This window comes from Streptomyces sp. NPDC060064, assembly GCF_042736455.1.
In the GTDB taxonomy this organism is placed as follows: Bacteria; Actinomycetota; Actinomycetes; order Streptomycetales; family Streptomycetaceae; genus Streptomyces.
This window is the reverse complement of sequence record NZ_JBHWWF010000014.1, coordinates 174,693-191,165: the sequence shown is the minus strand read 5'-3', so window position 1 is coordinate 191,165 and position 16,473 is coordinate 174,693. Positions and strand designations below refer to the sequence as shown.

At 71.5% G+C, this 16,473-nt stretch carries 13 protein-coding genes; 5 read left to right on the top strand and 8 right to left on the bottom strand.

Going from position 1 to position 16,473, the window contains the following annotated elements; translation table 11 throughout:
* On the top strand, positions 1-3,466 hold a 3,466-nt coding region (locus tag ACFWDI_RS18890; protein WP_385305305.1), incomplete at its 5' end, for a multifunctional oxoglutarate decarboxylase/oxoglutarate dehydrogenase thiamine pyrophosphate-binding subunit/dihydrolipoyllysine-residue succinyltransferase subunit.
* A 134-nt stretch (positions 3,467-3,600) separates the two neighbouring features.
* Here the strand turns inward: ACFWDI_RS18890 and ACFWDI_RS18885 are convergent.
* The 4 genes from ACFWDI_RS18885 to ACFWDI_RS18870 form a co-directional block, all read right to left on the bottom strand.
* Positions 3,601-6,927 (bottom strand): SAV_2336 N-terminal domain-related protein, encoded by a 3,327-nt coding sequence (locus ACFWDI_RS18885; RefSeq protein ID WP_385305303.1) that lies wholly within the window; start codon positions 6,925-6,927, stop codon positions 3,601-3,603.
* Positions 6,928-6,931: 4 nt separating this feature from the next.
* Positions 6,932-7,933 carry an AAA family ATPase gene (locus tag ACFWDI_RS18880; RefSeq protein ID WP_385305301.1) on the bottom strand — a complete coding sequence of 334 codons (1,002 nt, stop codon included), beginning with the start codon at positions 7,931-7,933 and terminating at the stop codon, positions 6,932-6,934.
* Between the two features lie 106 nt (positions 7,934-8,039).
* Positions 8,040-10,043 carry a trypsin-like peptidase domain-containing protein gene (locus tag ACFWDI_RS18875; RefSeq protein WP_385305299.1) on the bottom strand — a complete coding sequence of 668 codons (2,004 nt, stop codon included), beginning with the start codon at positions 10,041-10,043 and terminating at the stop codon, positions 8,040-8,042.
* Positions 10,040-10,462, bottom strand: a complete 423-nt coding sequence (locus ACFWDI_RS18870; RefSeq protein ID WP_385305297.1) for a CU044_2847 family protein — start codon at positions 10,460-10,462, stop codon at positions 10,040-10,042. Before ACFWDI_RS18870 ends, ACFWDI_RS18875 begins: the two co-directional genes overlap by 4 nt.
* A 155-nt stretch (positions 10,463-10,617) precedes the next feature.
* Here ACFWDI_RS18870 and ACFWDI_RS18865 point away from each other — a divergent pair, with 155 nt between their 5' ends.
* Entirely contained in the window at positions 10,618-10,800 is a 183-nt protein-coding gene (locus ACFWDI_RS18865; RefSeq protein ID WP_003961784.1) for a DUF6104 family protein, read from the top strand.
* A gap of 36 nt (positions 10,801-10,836) precedes the next feature.
* Here ACFWDI_RS18865 and ACFWDI_RS18860 read toward each other — a convergent pair whose 3' ends face one another.
* Complete coding sequence (locus ACFWDI_RS18860) at positions 10,837-11,655, bottom strand: hypothetical protein (RefSeq protein WP_385305293.1); 819 nt, start codon at positions 11,653-11,655, stop codon at positions 10,837-10,839.
* Positions 11,656-11,836: 181 nt separating this feature from the next.
* Here ACFWDI_RS18860 and ACFWDI_RS18855 point away from each other — a divergent pair, with 181 nt between their 5' ends.
* Together ACFWDI_RS18855 and ACFWDI_RS18850 are read left to right on the top strand one after the other, a co-directional pair.
* Positions 11,837-12,688 (top strand): DUF4097 domain-containing protein, encoded by an 852-nt coding sequence (locus ACFWDI_RS18855; RefSeq protein WP_385305291.1) that lies wholly within the window; start codon positions 11,837-11,839, stop codon positions 12,686-12,688.
* 1 nt (position 12,689) lies between these two features.
* Positions 12,690-13,700 (top strand): helix-turn-helix transcriptional regulator, encoded by a 1,011-nt coding sequence (locus ACFWDI_RS18850; protein ID WP_385305289.1) that lies wholly within the window; start codon positions 12,690-12,692, stop codon positions 13,698-13,700.
* 102 nt (positions 13,701-13,802) lie between these two features.
* Here ACFWDI_RS18850 and ACFWDI_RS18845 read toward each other — a convergent pair whose 3' ends face one another.
* Complete coding sequence (locus tag ACFWDI_RS18845; RefSeq protein ID WP_385305287.1) at positions 13,803-13,943, bottom strand: hypothetical protein; 141 nt, start codon at positions 13,941-13,943, stop codon at positions 13,803-13,805.
* Entirely contained in the window at positions 13,943-14,152 is a 210-nt protein-coding gene (locus ACFWDI_RS18840; protein WP_361450088.1) for an HTH domain-containing protein, read from the bottom strand. Before ACFWDI_RS18840 ends, ACFWDI_RS18845 begins: the two co-directional genes overlap by 1 nt.
* A 69-nt stretch (positions 14,153-14,221) precedes the next feature.
* Between ACFWDI_RS18840 and ACFWDI_RS18835 the strand changes: the two genes are divergently transcribed.
* Positions 14,222-15,067 (top strand): MBL fold metallo-hydrolase, encoded by an 846-nt coding sequence (locus ACFWDI_RS18835; RefSeq protein ID WP_385305285.1) that lies wholly within the window; start codon positions 14,222-14,224, stop codon positions 15,065-15,067.
* On the opposite strand, the gene ACFWDI_RS18830 is transcribed toward ACFWDI_RS18835, so the two are convergent.
* Positions 15,045-16,454 carry a glycoside hydrolase family 5 protein gene (locus ACFWDI_RS18830; protein ID WP_385305283.1) on the bottom strand — a complete coding sequence of 470 codons (1,410 nt, stop codon included), beginning with the start codon at positions 16,452-16,454 and terminating at the stop codon, positions 15,045-15,047. The genes ACFWDI_RS18835 and ACFWDI_RS18830 overlap by 23 nt on opposite strands.
* Between the last annotated feature and the right edge of the window lie 19 nt (positions 16,455-16,473).

Here is a 16,473-nt window from a genome sequence, read left to right as displayed (position 1 = left end):
GGCGAAGCCCGCGGCCGCCGCCCCGGCGCCCGCGAAGCCCGCCCCGGCCGCCGCCAAGCCGGCCGAGGCCGCCGCTGCCCCGGCCACCGAGCCCCCGGCCGGCCCCGAGTACGTGACGCTGCGCGGCCCGGCCGCCGCGGTCGCCAAGAACATGAACGCCTCGCTGGAGGTGCCCACGGCCACGTCCGTGCGCGCCGTCCCGGTGAAGCTGCTGTTCGACAACCGCATCGTCATCAACAACCACCTCAAGCGCGCCCGGGGCGGGAAGGTCTCCTTCACCCACCTCATCGGGTACGCGATGGTGCAGGCCATCAAGGCCATGCCGTCGATGAACTGGTCCTTCGCCGAGAAGGACGGCAAGCCGACCCTGGTCAAGCCGGAGCACGTCAACTTCGGCCTGGCCATCGACCTGGTGAAGCCGAACGGCGACCGCCAGCTGGTCGTCGCGGGCATCAAGAAGGCCGAGACGCTGAACTTCTTCGAGTTCTGGCAGGCCTACGAGGACATCGTCCGACGCGCCCGCAACAACAAGCTGACGATGGACGACTTCACCGGCGTCACCGTCTCGCTGACCAACCCCGGCGGCCTCGGCACCGTGCACTCCGTGCCGCGTCTGATGCCCGGGCAGTCGGTCATCATGGGTGTCGGCTCGATGGACTACCCGGCCGAGTTCCAGGGCACCTCGCAGGACACCCTGAACAAGCTGGGCATCGCGAAGGTGATGACCCTCACCTCGACGTACGACCACCGTGTCATCCAGGGTGCCGCGTCGGGCGAGTTCCTCCGTATCGTCGCGAACCTGCTGCTCGGCGACAACGGCTTCTACGACGAGATCTTCGAGGCGCTGCGCATCCCCTACGAGCCGGTCCGCTGGCTCAAGGACATCGACGCCTCGCACGACGACGACGTCACCAAGGCGGCGCGTGTCTTCGAGCTGATCCACTCCTACCGGGTCCGCGGCCATGTCATGGCCGACACCGACCCGCTGGAGTACCGCCAGCGCAAGCACCCCGACCTGGACATCACCGAGCACGGCCTCACGCTGTGGGACCTCGAGCGCGAGTTCGCTGTCGGCGGCTTCTCCGGCAAGTCCCTGATGAAGCTGCGCGATGTGCTGGGCGTGCTGCGCGACTCGTACTGCCGCACCACCGGCATCGAGTTCATGCACATCCAGGACCCGAAGCAGCGCAAGTGGATCCAGGACCGGGTCGAGCGCTCGCACACCAAGCCGGAGCGCGAGGAGCAGCTGCGGATCCTGCGCCGCCTCAACGCCGCCGAGGCCTTCGAGACCTTCCTGCAGACCAAGTACGTCGGTCAGAAGCGGTTCTCGCTGGAGGGCGGCGAGTCCGTCATCCCGCTGCTCGACGCGGTCATCGACTCGGCCGCCGAGTCGCGCCTGGACGAGGTCGTCATCGGCATGGCCCACCGCGGCCGGCTGAACGTCCTCGCGAACATCGTCGGCAAGTCGTACGCGCAGATCTTCCGGGAGTTCGAGGGCAACCTCGACCCGAAGTCGATGCACGGCTCCGGCGACGTGAAGTACCACCTGGGCGCCAACGGCACCTTCACCGGTCTGGACGGCGAGCAGATCAAGGTCTCGCTGGTCGCCAACCCCTCCCACCTCGAGGCCGTCGACCCGGTCCTCGAGGGTGTCGCCCGCGCCAAGCAGGACGTCATCAACAAGGGCGGTACGGACTTCACGGTCCTGCCCGTCGCCCTGCACGGTGACGCGGCCTTCGCCGGTCAGGGTGTCGTCGCCGAGACGCTGAACATGTCTCAGCTGCGCGGCTACCGCACCGGCGGCACGGTCCACATCGTCATCAACAACCAGGTCGGTTTCACCGCCGCCCCGGAGTCCTCGCGTTCGTCGATGTACGCGACCGATGTGGCCCGCATGATCGAGGCGCCGATCTTCCATGTGAACGGCGACGACCCGGAGGCCGTGGTCCGCGTGGCGCGGCTCGCCTTCGAGTTCCGCCAGACGTTCAACAAGGACGTCGTGATCGACCTCATCTGCTACCGCCGCCGCGGTCACAACGAGGGCGACAACCCGCAGTTCACCAACCCGCAGATGTACAACCTGATCGACAAGAAGCGCTCGGTGCGCAAGCTCTACACCGAGTCTCTGATCGGTCGCGGCGACATCACGCTGGAAGAGGCGGAGCAGGCGCTCCAGGACTTCCAGGGCCAGCTGGAGAAGGTCTTCGCGGAGGTCCGCGAGGCCACCAGCCAACCGGCCCCGACGCAGGTCCCGGACGCCCAGGCCGAGTTCCCGGTGGCCGTCACCACCGCGGTCTCCCAGGAGGTCGTGAAGCGGATCGCCGAGTCCCAGGTCAACATCCCCGAGCGGGTCAAGGTCCACCCCCGTCTGATGCCGCAGATGCAGCGCCGTGCGGCCTCGGTGGAGGACGGCACGATCGACTGGGGCATGGGCGAGACGCTCGCCATCGGCTCGCTGCTGATGGAGGGCACCCCGGTCCGGCTGTCCGGCCAGGACACCCGCCGTGGCACCTTCGGCCAGCGCCATGCGGTGCTGGTGGACCAGGAGACCGGCGAGGACTACACCCCGCTGCTGTACCTCTCCGAGGACCAGGCCCGTTACAACGTCTACGACTCGCTGCTGAGCGAGTACGCAGCGATGGGCTTCGAGTACGGCTACTCGCTGGCCCGCCCGGACGCGCTGGTCATGTGGGAGGCGCAGTTCGGTGACTTCGTCAATGGCGCGCAGACCGTCGTGGACGAGTTCATCTCCTCGGCCGAGCAGAAGTGGGGCCAGACCTCCGGCGTCACGCTGCTGCTGCCGCACGGCTACGAGGGCCAGGGCCCGGACCACTCGTCCGCCCGTCCTGAGCGCTTCCTGCAGATGTGCGCGCAGAACAACATGACGGTCGCGATGCCGACCCTGCCGTCGAACTACTTCCACCTGCTGCGCTGGCAGGTCCACAACCCGCACCACAAGCCGCTGATCGTCTTCACGCCGAAGTCGATGCTGCGTCTGAAGGCCGCGGCGTCGAAGGCGGAGGAGTTCATCAACGGCGGCTTCCGCCCGGTGATCGGCGACGACTCGGTGGACCCGAACGCGGTCCGCAAGGTCGTCTTCTGCACCGGCAAGGTCTACTACGACCTGGACGCCGAGCGGGTCAAGCGCGGCAACACGGACACCGCGATCATCCGCCTCGAGCGCCTGTACCCGCTGCCGGGTGCCGAGCTCCAGGCGGAGATCGCCAAGTTCCCGAACGCCGAGAAGTACCTGTGGGCGCAGGAGGAGCCGGCGAACCAGGGTGCGTGGCCGTTCATCGCGCTCAACCTGATCGACCACCTGGACCTGGCAGTCGGCGCGGACATCCCGCACGGCGAGCGCCTGCGCCGCATCTCACGCCCGCACGGCTCGTCCCCGGCGGTCGGTTCGGCCAAGCGTCACCAGGCGGAGCAGCAGCAGCTGGTCAACGAGGTCTTCGAGGCCTGACCGGTTGGTTGTACGTCACGGAGGGCCCGGCCCCGCGCGCTGAACGCGGGGCCGGGCCCTTTGGCGTATACGAGAAGTACGAGAAGGCGGTCTGTTCCGGTCCTTCGACGCGACCTGAACCGGGCCTGTCGTGCTCAGGTGCCCGCGGCGCCGAGTCTGGCCAGCTCTTGCCGTACGAGGCTCGCCGCCTCCAGGTCCGCCGCGTCCGCGGCGACCAGCATGCGGAGCACCGCCCGGTGTTCCTCCAGGGCGCGCTCGGGACCGGCGGTGCGTTCCAGGCGGGTGGCTCTCATCCACTGGGCGGTGACGGCCCGTTCGGTGAGGTCGCCGGTCCTCGGTTCGGCGGCGGCGGCGCGGCGGAAGTAGGCGGCGGCGTCGCTGAGCCTGGGGGGCGAGTCGGTGCGCTGGGCGAGGAGTGAGGATGCCAGCGCCCGGTACCACCAGGCATAGGCGGCCAGTTCGGGGTCGTCCGCGCCGCGGGCCGTCGCGCCCAGAGCCCAGTCCGCCTCGTGGAGGTCGGCGACCGCTTCCTCGGCACGGAAGCGTTCGATGTACGCATGGCCCAGCAGGGCCCTGCGGCGCGGCAGTTCCGGATCGCCGCCGGGCGTCTCGTCGATCGCGCCGCGCAGTGCCCGTACAGCCGCGTGCACATCGACGGCCGAATCCTTGTCCACACCCCGCTCGGTCAGCTGCCTGCCGAGCGCGGTGAGGATCACGGCGCGGCGGGGATCGCCGGGAGGCAGCAGCGGCAGCGCCGAGGTCCAGGCGGCGATCGCCGAGTCGCGGTGCACCCAGCCGCCGGTGGACGCGTACCGCTGGTCCAGCACGCGGGCCATCCGCAGCAGACAGTCGGCCTCGGCCTCCTCGTCCTTGCCCACGTGCCGGCGCGCCTGGTCCAGGGCCTGGAGGATACGCAGCCTGTCGTCGTCGTCGAGGTCCTCGTGGGCGAACTCGATGGCGTCGGCGTAGTCCAGCCAGGCGCGGCAGAGCTCCGTCTGCGGGACGGCGTCCCAGTCGAGTCCGTCGATGCCGGCGTGCAGATCGTTGTCGGCCCGGTCGGCGAAGGCGCGGGCGGCGATGCGGTCCGCCTCGCCGACCTCCCTGGCGACCGGGCCCTCGCCCCGGTGGTGGCGGGCCAGTTCGAGCAGCAGTCCGCCCCTGCTGAGCAAGGCGGACTCCCGGTGTTCGTCCTCCCAGTCTTCGTCGGCCCGGTGTGCATCGGCCCGGTGTTCGTCGGCCAGCAGCAGATGGACGACGGAGAGCGCGGTCTGCAGTGTGCCGGTGAACCAGTCCTCGGGCCGGCCGGGGCCGCGCAGCGCGTACGGCGCGCCGGTCACCGCAAGGCGCCGCAGCACCCGGATCCTGGCCACCGCGGCGGTCTGCCGGAGCAGCCGCGCGCCCTCCGACCGTGGAGTGCTGTCGGTCAGCTCGGCGAGACTGGTGTCCGCGGTCGCCAGCAGGACCGACGCCACCAGTCCCGGGTCATGGGCTTCCGCGGCCGTCTGCACCCGCACCCACTCCGGCATCAGCCGGGGGCCGAGCCGGCCCGCCTCCACCTCGTCCGCCATCGCCTCCAGCACCTGCGCCAGCGTCAGATGCGCCTGCGGCTGTCCGGTGATCGCGTTCTGGGCGGCGTCGAGCGCCTCGCGCAGGTCCTCCGGCAGCGGGCGCACCAGCCAGCGCCGCAGCAGGGCCTCGGCCAGCTCCCCGTACAGCACGGCCCGTTCGGTGGCGCGCCGTTCGGCCTGGGTGGCGGAGCCGAGCAGTTGGATCGCCGCGTCCAGGTCGCGTACGGTCCCGTACTCGCCGAAATGCGCCATACAGGCGCGCGCCTGTGCCACCAGTGCGGCCGGTCCCCCGCCCGGCGGGCCGCCCGGTGGTGCGGTCGGCTCGGCCGCGCCGAGCCGCCGCAGCACCTGCGCCGACACCCGCGCAAAGGCCGAAAGACCGCGGCTGTCCGGACTGCTGAGGACCGCGGGCCTCGGGTCCACCGAGCCCGCGAGGAAGGCCGCGGCCATGGCCGGGAAGTTCCGCACCGTACGCCCGTAGCGCGTCTCGACGTACTCGGAGCAGTGCTTGAGCACCAACGCCGCACTGCTCGCGCCCAGTTGGCCGAGCAGCTCTTCGCGTACGCCGGTCAGGAAGGTGTACGCGGGGCCGCCCTCGTCCTCGGCCGGACCGTCGTCGTCACGTCGCAGCATTCCGCTGAGCAGCACCTCCGCCAGCACATCGGGACTGCTGCGGACCAGCATCGCGCGCTGGACGAGCTGCATCACCGGAAGGACGAGCGGCACCGCCGACAGATAGACCGCGAGCTGTGCGGCGGCCGGCGACGCGGTTCTGCGGAAGGCCCGCACCCGCTCGCCCGCGTCGATGTCCTGTGCCGTACGGGCCCGGCCCGCGGCCGCCTCGTGACGGCTTCTGACCAGGCCCGCCGCGGCGTTCAGCGACTGGCCGGTGGCGCCGGCCACCAGCCGCGTCCAGGCCTCGAAGGAGGAGCGGCGCAGGGCGAGCACGGGCACCGGAATGCCCCGTTCGGCCCCGCCGTACGGCGCATTGAACTCCAGCCGCCCAGCGGGTCCTTCGCGCCGCCGCAGCAGTCCGGGCCGCGCGGGCAGATGCGTACGCCGCCACATGTGCTGCGGCAGCGGCTGCACCACGGCGACCGGCGCGGTCGACGCCCAGACGTGCAGCAGCCGCTGCATCCGGCCGCTGCGCCACATGGGGCCCGCACAGTCGCTGAGCACCAGGGTCAGCTGCCGACCTGTGGGGTCGCCGAGCTGGGCCGGGGTGTGCTCGTCCTCACGCAGATGGTGGACGGCGACCTCGCGGAAGGCCCCGGCGCGTTCGCAGATCTGCCGCAGCTCGTCGAGTGCCTTGTTCCACACGACATTCGACGAGGAGACGTCCATGACGAGGGCGAGGCGCGCCTCACGCCGCCGTACCGCGGCGAGCACCGGCACCACCAGTCCGGTGTCGGCGGCCCGGTCGGCCGTCGCGACCTCGTCGAGCTCGCGGCGGACCAGGCGCATGGGCGGCCGGTAGCGCTGCAGCGGCCGCAGGGCACGCTGCAGCGCGAGTGTGTCGGGGAGCGCGGCGGCGGCCGGTACGGAAACCCTCCGCAGCCCTCCGTCCGGTGCGCCGCCGGCCGCGCCCTCCGACTGTGCGGGCCCGAACAGGTCGATACGGGTGCGTGGCACCGGGCCCGGCTTGAACGACAAGGGCGCGGACGTCTCCTTGACGTCCACGGGAGCAGGGTTCACGGGCTGCGGCCCCGCAGGCGCGGCGGGCGTGGCGCCGGGCTGGCGGGAGGCGGCCGCCGGTACGAAGCGGGCCAGCCACAGGGCGTCAGCCAACTCCTCGGCGGTCGGCTTCAGTTCCGCCTCGCGCAGCCGCGTGACCAGCGCGGTCAGCGCGCCGGGCGGCGGGAGGGCGGCGGGGGCCGGGAGGGCGGCGTCCACCGCGTCACCGCTGCCTGGTCTCGAGAGGACGTATCAGCAGCTCGGCAATCTCCTCGCGGCGTCCCGGCTCCTCACGTACCGCATGCTGGGTGAGAAAGATCGCGTTCAGCAGCTGGTCGGTGGGACGCAGTTCGCCGTCGCCGTCCTCCCGGGTGAACTGGCTGATCAGATCGAGGTTCCGCTCGTCGGACCCGGCCCCGAAGTGCGCCTGGACCATGGCGGCCAGCCGCTCGTCGCGGGGCGGGTCGAGATGCAGATGGATGCAGCGGCGCAGCAGCGGGGCCGGGAAGTCGCGCTCGCCATTGCTGGTCATCACCACGAAGGGGAAGGCGTGACAGCGCACCCGGCCGTCCCGCACCGGCACCCGGCGGCCGTCGTCGGTGAGCACCCGCACCTCGTCCTGACCGGGCCGGTCGGCCGTCCGCTCCAGCTCCGGGAGCGCGAACTCCCCTTCCTCCACCACATTGAGCAGATCGTTCGGCAGGTCGATATCGCTCTTGTCGAGCTCGTCGATGAGCAGCACGCGCGGCCGCTCGGCGGGCAGCAGCGCGGTGCCCAGCGGCCCGAGCCTGATGTACCGGCCGATGTCGTCGGCCTGGCGCTCGGCGAGCTGGGCGTCCTGGAGCCGGCCGATCGCGTCGTAGGTGTACAGCCCGTCCTTCAGCTCGGTGCGGCTGACGATGGGCCACTGGAGTACCCGGCCGAGGCCGAGTTCGTACGCGACGGAGTGCGCGAGCGTCGACTTGCCGGAGCCCGGCTCACCTGTGACGAGGAGCGGACGCCTCAAGTACAGGGCGGCATTGATCAGTTCGAGGGCTTCGGCGTCCTGGGCGGGCGGGGCCCCGACACGCGCGCCGAGCCGCCGGGTCGATGAGCTGTCGATCGGCGGCGCCGGGTCGGGCAGCGGCTCTCCGGAGAAGGCGCGCCAGGGCGGCGGCGGCGGAAGGTGCCGGATCCGGTCGGGATCCGGTGCGCCGACGCCACGGTAGATCAGCCAGTCGTCCATCGCTCGCTCCTCGTCGGCGGTCGGTGGGACCCGTGGCGGACCACGTCCGTTACGTACCCACCGCCCTGCCGTCCCATTGCTCGTTCCATTGCTCGGCGGCGGCTCCTCATGGGGAGTCCACCGGTCCGCTGTCGTCGGCGGGCAGCGGGCGGCTCGGGTCGTCGTAGAGCATGGCCACCCCCTCGGCCCAGTGTGTGCTGTTCCTCGATCCGCTGATGTCGTCCCGGATACGGCGCAGCCGGTCGGGAAGCTCAATCGCGCCCGCGGTCTGTGCGAGCAGTACGGCCGCGCCCTGGTGCACGTCCTCGCAGAACTCCGTACAGCCGTGGTCGGGATGGCCGTCGGTGTGCCACAGGGCGATGCCGTGTCCGGCCTGCAGTGCCATGCCGATGGCTCTCCGTCCCACGCCCCTGCCTGCGGGCCGGCACAGGACGGGTACGGCGGACGGCGGCATTTCCTCGAAGTGGCGGGGCCGGGGGACCTGGCGCTGCGGCGGTGTGCGGCAGGCGGTGAGCGCCTCGGCGGCCAGCATCCCCTCCCAGCGGCGCAGCCAAACGGTGTCCGGTTCTCCTCGTCTCGCGAGGTCGCGCAGCACCACCATCCGTCGTACGCCGACATACGCCGGATGGTGCAGCCGGGCCATCTCGGTGAGCTGCCAGCGGTGCACGGCGGTGTCGAAATGGTCCGCGGGCAGGGCGACTTCGAGCGGAGCCGGGGCACCGGGCGAATCGACCGAGGCGAAGACCTCGTCCAGCGGACCGCGCAGCTTCTGGACGATCTGCTCCGGCGGGACGCCTTCGCCCGTCTGCTCCTCGTGCAGCGGCTCGTTGACGTCATGGCCGTCGTCGACCCGGATCCGCCAGTAGAAGCGGGCGGGCCGGGCGTCGCAGACCGGCTCCAGCTCGACGATGACGACGGCGGACCCGTCGCCGGGCCGCGGATAGCGGACGACGATCCGGTCCTGGCCGTCGGCGGTGCGCGGGTGCACGAGTCCAGGCGGCAGCGTCGCCTGGGTCACCACGGTGTGCACGATCCGGGGCACTTCCTGAAGCCGCCGGGCCACCCAGTCGGCGAGCGGCGCGACTTCGGCGCCTCGGCTGCGCTCGTACTCCACCACCAGCTGGAGGTAGTGCAGCGCGGCGATGGCGGCGACGGGCTGCCCCGCCTCGTACAGCAGGCCGTGTCCGTCGCGCCAGATGCGGGGCAGCAGCTGCCCGGGCGGCGGGGCGACGCCGCCGCGGGCCTTCTTGGCAAGCTCGGCGACGGGGCGGATGCCGGCGGGCGGGTGTACGCCGGCGAGCAGGCTCAGTGCCTCGCGCCGGTCCACGGGGCTCCACTGCTCGCCGCTGGTGTGCACGCCGGCGCCGGGGAGCTGGTCCTGGCGCTCGATCCAGTTGTGCCCGGTGACCTTCGGGGACTGGCCGTGCCAGCGATCGTGCGCGGCCATGACGAGCTGGTACGCGGGGCCGAACCGGCGCAGAGCGGTGGCGGCGATGGCCATGCCGCCGTCCCTGCCGACGCGCCGGGACTTGAGGATGCCGACGACGGCGCCGGTGTGGGCGTCGACGACCGGGGAGCCCGAGCCGCCCTTGGGGAACTCCGCCTCTGGCCGGAATCGCATCCCGTAGTCGTCGTCGAAGCCGTTGATCCTGGCGGTGGCCTTCCATCGCACGGCGCGCTTCTCGGCTCCGTCCTCCTGCTGCTCGGGCCGGTAGCCCTGCACTGTGCCGCGGCCGCCGGGGTACTCGGTGCGGTCGGTGAGCCATACGCATTCGTGCTCGACATCGGGCTCGACGAGCTGCACCAGGGCGAGATCCTGTTCGACCGGCACCCGCTGCTCGGCACGCGGCTCGCCGTCGAGCAGCCAGCAGGAGAGCTGCGCCTCGAGGGGCTCGCCGCCGTTCACTTCGCTGCCACGGAGGTGGAAGACGCGTGCCTGGTCTCCCCTGAGATGGGGCGCGAGGACATGTGCGCAGGTCAGCACCCAGCCGGGCGCTACGAAGAAGCCGCTGCCCCACATGGCGGCGGCGTCCGGCCCTTGCCGCGCGGGCGTGAAGTGGACGGTGGCGGCGCGGGTCAGGGCGTCGATGAGGGAGTCGGAATCGCTCATGAGGTACTGGTGCCCGGGGCGGGGGCTGTGTCCGGGGCGGGATCCGGGGCCGGGTCCTGGGCCGGCTCCGGGGCCGGGTCCTGGGCCGGCTGATCTTTCAGCTTCCAGGTGAGGGTGACCTGGACGGATGCTTTGGCCTCCCCCGCGGCGAGCACGGCGAGGGCAACCCCGGACTTGGCGGTGAGCTCGACACCGAAGGTGACGCTGGCCTCGTCCGGTTTGGCGGCGGCCGCGGCCTCGAGGACGGAGGCGCCCACCTCGGTGATCAGCCGGTCGAGCTGCTGGACCTTGGCGGTGACGTTCTCGACGAAGCCGACGTCCTCGTCGTCCTCGCCGTATCCGCCACCGCCGGCCGTGGACAGCCGGGCGAGCACTACGGCTCCCCCGGGTAATTCGATCTGCTGGACGCGTCCGTTCACGGTTCCCCCCGTCTCCACGGCCAACTCGTCCCTGCGATACCGCATTTGGGTTCTGCGGGAATGGCGACGACCTTACTGGCCTGCACGGTTGCAAGGGAGGTCCGGAAGTCGCCGTAGTCTGAAGAGGTAGATCCCGTACGCACCAGGAGCATGTCTTGTACTTCACCGATCGCGGCATCGAGGAGCTGGAGAAGCGACGCGGCGAGGAGGAGGTCACTTTCGAGTGGCTCGCCGAACAGCTGCGTACGTTTGTGGACCTCAACCCGGACTTCGAGGTCCCGGTGGAACGCCTGGCCACGTGGCTGGCGCGGCTGGACGACGAGGACGAGGACGAGTAGCCGGGCGGCGCGGTTCCGGTACCGGGGCAGCCTGCCCTAGGTGTTCTGTCCACCTCCGCGGCCCCTCATCCGGTCGTACGCCAGCCCCAGCACCCCGTGCCCCATCAGCACCACCCCCGCGACCACCCACCCCCCACTGCGCCGCCGCAGCCCCCACGCCGCCAGCGGTGCCCCCGCCGCCAGCTGGGCCGCGCCCAGGAGACGGGCCTTCGGGCCACGGAGCCAGGGGCCCAGCGGGCCCTCCTCCACCGCGTCCAGTTCCGCCCGTACCGCATCGCGCCAGCCCGACCACTCCACTGTCTCGGCGCCCTGCGCACGCGCGACCGACCGCAGCCGGTCGGCCGGTTCGCCCGGGCCGATGCCCGTCGGCAGGGCCAGGCCCGACCGGGCCAGGACCGCGATCAGGCCCAGCAGCCGGGCCCGCGCGTCCGCCTCCGGGTCGGGCAGCGTGAGCGGCTCGAGCGCCTGCAGGTCCAGCACCGGATCGAGGCCGAGCCGCGCCGCGAACGTCCGCATCGCCTCGTCCTCGCCGACCGGCCTGCCGTCCGCCAGCCACACGTACCCGACCGGCCGGCGGAATCCGGACGCCAGCGTGAACCCGGCCCGGTCACCGTCCCACCACAGCGCGAGCACCGGCCAGTTCGCACCGACCGCGAGCGCCGCGGCCCAGCCCGCCAGCACCCGGTCCACCGGTTCGCCGCCGTCCAGCCACGGCTTGCCCTCCGGGACCAGCACGCTCCACTCGTCGCCGGCCGCGACGAGGAGCTGCCGCTCGCGCAGTAGATGGGCCGGGTGGCGTACGGCGGCGGGTGCCGCCCGGCACAGCAGCAGCGCTCCCACGGGTGTCGCGTCCATGGCCCATACGCTAGGCCAATTTGCCCCCATATGGCGCCCAATCGGGCTCATATGGCGCCCGATGGCACTCAATGGCGACCCGAGAGGCCACCCCGACACTTGACACAGCCCAACCGCGATATATCGTGTTCAGTAAGAGACGCGATATGTTGCGTCACGGCCGACCCAGGGAGGTCGCACCATGTCCGAGTGGTCCGTTGCAGAGCCGAAGAAGCTCACCTTCGACGACCCGGTGACGGCACTCAACGTGCGTATCGTCAACGGAACGGTCAACGTCGTGGGCACGGACGAAGGTTCCGCCCGCCTGGAGATCTCCCAGGTCGAAGGACCCCCGCTGATCGTGACCCAGCAGGGCTCCACCCTCACCGTCGCGTACGAGGACCTGCCCTGGAAGGGCTTCCTCAAGTGGCTCGACCGCAAGGGCTGGCACCGCAGCGCCGTGGTCTCCCTCGCCGTCCCGGCCGGCTCGGCCGTCGAGGTCGGCGTCGTCGGCGCGGCGGCCGTTGTCTCCGGCATCCAGGGGCCCACCGCGATACGCGGCGTCAGCGGCGACACCACCCTCGTCGGGGTCTCCGGCGCGGTCCGTGCGGAATCCGTCTCCGGCAACCTGGAGGCCCAGTCCGTCACCGGCGACCTCCGCTACAACTCGGTCTCCGGCGATCTGACCGTGATCGAGGGCGCGGGCTCCTCCGTACGGGCCGAGTCCGTCAGCGGCGACATGGTCATCGACCTCGACCCGGCCGGGAAGCCGACGGACATCCGGCTGACCACCGTCTCCGGCGAGGTCGCGATCCGCCTGCCGCACCCCGCGGACGCACAGGTCGAGGCGAACACCGCGAGCGGCGCGGTCTCCAACGCCTTCGACAACCTGCGGGTCAGCGGCCAGTGGGGCGCGAAGAAGATCACCGGCACGCTGGGCGCGGGCACGGGGACGCTCAGGGCGACGACGGTCTCCGGTTCCATCGCGCTGCTCCGCCGGCCGCCCGCGGAGGACGAACCGTACGACGCAGCCCCCACCGGAAAGGTGCTCTGACATGCCGCCCGTCTTTGCCCATGGCCGACTGCGCCTGTATCTGCTGAAGCTCCTGGACGAGGCCCCGCGCCACGGGTACGAGGTGATCCGCCTGCTGGAGGAGCGCTTCCAGGGCCTGTACGCGCCGAGCGCCGGCACCGTCTACCCGCGGCTCGCCAAGCTGGAGGCCGAGGGGCTGGTCACCCACGCCACCGAGGGCGGCCGCAAGGTCTACTCGATCACCGACGCGGGCCGCGAGGAACTGGCCGGGCGCAGCGGCGAGCTGGCCGACCTCGAGCTGGAGATCCGCGAGTCCGTCTCCGAACTGGCCGCGGAGATCCGTGACGACGTGCGCGGCGCTGCGGGCAAGCTGCGCAGCGAGATGCGCGCGGCGGCGACGGAGACACGGCACGCGCCCGGCGGCGCGAAGGAACGGGCCGACTGGGAGTCCGCCTTCGGCGACAAGGAGTCCTGGCGGGCGGCGAAGGAGGAGCTGCGCCGCGCCAAGCAGGAGTGGAAGGAGCAGGCGCGCCGCGCGAAGGACGAGTCGCGCCGGGCCCGCGAGGACGCACAGCAGGCGCGCCGGCAGGCCAAGGAGGCCCAGGACGCGGCCCGCCAGGAGATGCAGCGCATCGCCAAACAGGTCCAGGACCAGGTGCAGGACCACTTTGCGCGGGGCGACTGGCCGACGGGGGTACGGGAGGGGCTGTCCGAGCTCAGCACGCAGCTCGGGGGCCTGGCGCGGGGGACGGCCTGGCCGCCGTTCACCAAGCCGGAACCGTCGAACGCGGACGTTGACACCGGCGCCGGCGCCGGCGCGGACGCGGACGCGGCGCCGGAGTGGGCGAGGGACACGACGGACTCGGGCGACCCGGCACGCGACCTCGACCGGCTGCTGGACCGCTTCCGGGACGACATCAGGGATGCGGCGCGGGACCACGGGGTGACGGAGTCCCAACTGGGCGAGACCCGCCGCCACCTGTCAACGGCGGCGGCCCACATCGGAGCGCTTCTCCGCAAGCCGGGCGCCTGAGCAACGGGGACGCCGGGCCCCTGGCGGGGGTGCGGGGTTTGGGGCGTGTTTTTGAAGTAGCGCCGTTCGCCCGCAGGGCGGGCGGGACTTCCAAAACACGCCCTACGCCGCCCGCGTGCCCTCCTGGTCGAGCATCGCCAGCAGCACATACTCCTCGGTGATGGAGTCCTCGCCCGCCCGCTCCGAGTGTTCTGCGGAGCCCGTCACGACATCCCGGGCGTCTTCGGTGAAACGCTCGAACATCACTGCCTCCCGTACTTCTTGTGCACGGCCTGCCGGCTGACGCCCAGCTCGACCGCGATCTCCTGCCACGACCAGCCCTGGTTACGGGCACTGCGCACCTGCACGGCTTCGAGCTGTTCAAGGAGCCGCCGCAGCGCGGCGACGGCTCGCAGCCCGACCCGTGGGTCGCGGTCGCCCGCCCGCTCGGCGAGATCGGTTGCTTCGGTCATGGGCGTCAACCTACATTGACAGTTGTCCACAGTCAACCTTGGTTGACGCCGCCGTCGTACCGTGGTCCCGTGATCGATTTCCGTACCGCCGCACCCGTGACCGGCAGCCTCGACGTCCAGTGGCATGCCGGCTGGCCGTCGCCCAAGCACGACCCGCTGCCGGAGATACAGGTCCATGCGTACTCCGAGCACACCGTGATCCTTCGGCAGAACAAGTCCGTGCATTTCGAAGCCCCCTTCCTCTTCCTGCTGTTCGGGAACGAACGGGCACTGCTGCTGGATACCGGCGCCACGGCCGACCCCGCGCACTTCCCCCTGCGCGCGACCGTGGACGCGCTGATCGACGGGTGGCTCGACCGGTATCCGCGCGCGGAGTACGGACTGGTGGTGGCTCACACCCATGGGCACGGTGACCACATCGCCGGCGACGCCCAGTTCGCGGACCGCCCGCGGACCGAGGTCGTCGGTCCTTCGCTGAAAGAAGTGACAGACTTCTTCGGGTTCAAGGGCTGGCCGCAGGGCCAAGGAGAGCTGGACCTCGGCGGCCGGGTGCTGGATCTGCTGCCAGGGCCCGGGCACCAGGAGGCCGCCGTTGTCTTCCACGACCGGCACACCGGACTGCTGCTGACCGGCGACTCCCTCTACCCCGGCCGGCTGTACGTCCAGGACACCGCAGCCTTCACCGCCACCGTCGACCGCCTGCTGGCGTTCTGCGAGACGACACCGGTGACCCACATCCTCGGCTGCCACATAGAGATGACGACCACCGCGGACGTGGACTACCCGCGTGGCACCACGTATCAGCCGGACGAGCCCCCGCTCCAGCTGACAACCGCGCATCTGCGCGGGCTGCGCAGCGCCCTGGCCGTGCACGACGGGCCCTGCCGCGACTTCATCGTGGTGTACGAGGAGTGATGGTCGCCGTGATCCGCGCCCCCGGCCGGGCCAGGACGCGCACCACACGGGAAGTGCCGGCCGCCACCGTGCGGGTGTCCGTGCAGGCCGGGCCGGCCACGGCGATACGCCAGCCGTACATGCTCGGCGGCAGCGAGATCTCCGTCGTGTCCGGCCGCGCGGACGCCCGGTACACCAGTCGGTACGTCCCACTCGCCGGGTCGTACGCGTCCGTGCTCACCCGGCCCGCCACGGCCGCGGCGTACGGGGCGGCGGTCTGCTCCTTGTTCGTACGGAACGCTCCCGCGCCGTCGACCGCGCAGTACCCGCCCCCGTAGCACCACACATAGCCGGCCCAGCCGGAGCTGTAGCGATGAAGGGAGGCGAGCGCCTCCCGGTAGAAGCGCGACATGTTCGGAAGGGAGTTGTTGAGCGGGCCCCACTCGCCCACCACGACCGGGACCCCCTGCGCCTCGGGGTACGCGGTGACGGCCGACTCGTACGACTCGATCCAGCCCGCCGCCGGGTCGTAGTCCGCGCCCGCCTCCATCGCCCCGTTGTAGAAGTGCGGGGCGTAGACGACCTTGGGGTCCTTGATCTTCCCGAGGCCCGTGGGGACGCCCTCACCCACGATCGGGGTCGGCTCGATAAAGATCCAGCTGTCCTCGTCGGCCGAACGGACGGCGTCCGCAAGGCGGTTGTACATCGGCGTCAGCTGGTCGCGCTCGATCCGGCGGGCCGCCGTGGGCAGCTCCTCGCCCGGGCGCATCTCGCCCATCGGCTCATTGATCAGGTCGTAGCCGAGGACGGCCGGGTGGTGCTGGAAGCGGTCGGCGAGGACCCGCCACATCCGCGCCTGCGCGTGCCGCAGATCCTCGTCCTCGTAGAGGTGGGTGAACGCGCGCTGCACGGCCGGCTCGAAGTACTCGGAGAACCAGTCGTCCGGGTGCGGTGTGAAGGGCAGTCCGTCGGTCCGGGTCGCCCACTCGGGGATGCCGCGATGCCCGAAGGCGGGGCCGAAAACGTCCTGGTGGGCGTCGATCAGCACCTGGATGTCGTACCTCTCGGCCCAGTCCAGGATCCGCTCGACCTTGCGCAGATACGCGGCGCTGTACTGGCCCCGCCCGGGCTCGATGTCGTCCCAGAAGACCAGCAGCCGGGCGAAGTTGAAGCCCTTGGCGCGCATATCGCGGAAGTGCTTCTCGGTGATGGCGGAGAGGGCCCGCTCGCCACGGTTCGCCTTGTCCTCGACGTTCCAGCCGCGCAGGGTGAGCGTTCGGCCGCGGTCGTCGGTCAGCCGGGGAATGCCACCCGGACCGCCCGGGACCGCGGTCGCCGGGGCCCCGGCGAACAGCAGAAGGGTGCAGCAGACCGCCGCCAGTGCCCGGATCGTTCGGCGCGTACGCATGGGAGGATCCCATCAGCGC

Coding starts and splice junctions, on each gene's coding strand:
- ACFWDI_RS18880 (WP_385305301.1), bottom strand. CDS start 7,933: ATGGACGACTGGCTGATCTACCGTGGCGTCGGCGCACCGGATCCCGAC.
- ACFWDI_RS18875 (WP_385305299.1), bottom strand. CDS start 10,043: ATGAGCGATTCCGACTCCCTCATCGACGCCCTGACCCGCGCCGCCACC.
- ACFWDI_RS18860 (WP_385305293.1), bottom strand. CDS start 11,655: ATGGACGCGACACCCGTGGGAGCGCTGCTGCTGTGCCGGGCGGCACCC.
- ACFWDI_RS18855 (WP_385305291.1), top strand. CDS start 11,837: ATGTCCGAGTGGTCCGTTGCAGAGCCGAAGAAGCTCACCTTCGACGAC.
- ACFWDI_RS18850 (WP_385305289.1), top strand. CDS start 12,690: ATGCCGCCCGTCTTTGCCCATGGCCGACTGCGCCTGTATCTGCTGAAG.
- ACFWDI_RS18845 (WP_385305287.1), bottom strand. CDS start 13,943: ATGTTCGAGCGTTTCACCGAAGACGCCCGGGATGTCGTGACGGGCTCC.
- ACFWDI_RS18840 (WP_361450088.1), bottom strand. CDS start 14,152: ATGACCGAAGCAACCGATCTCGCCGAGCGGGCGGGCGACCGCGACCCA.
- ACFWDI_RS18830 (WP_385305283.1), bottom strand. CDS start 16,454: ATGCGTACGCGCCGAACGATCCGGGCACTGGCGGCGGTCTGCTGCACC.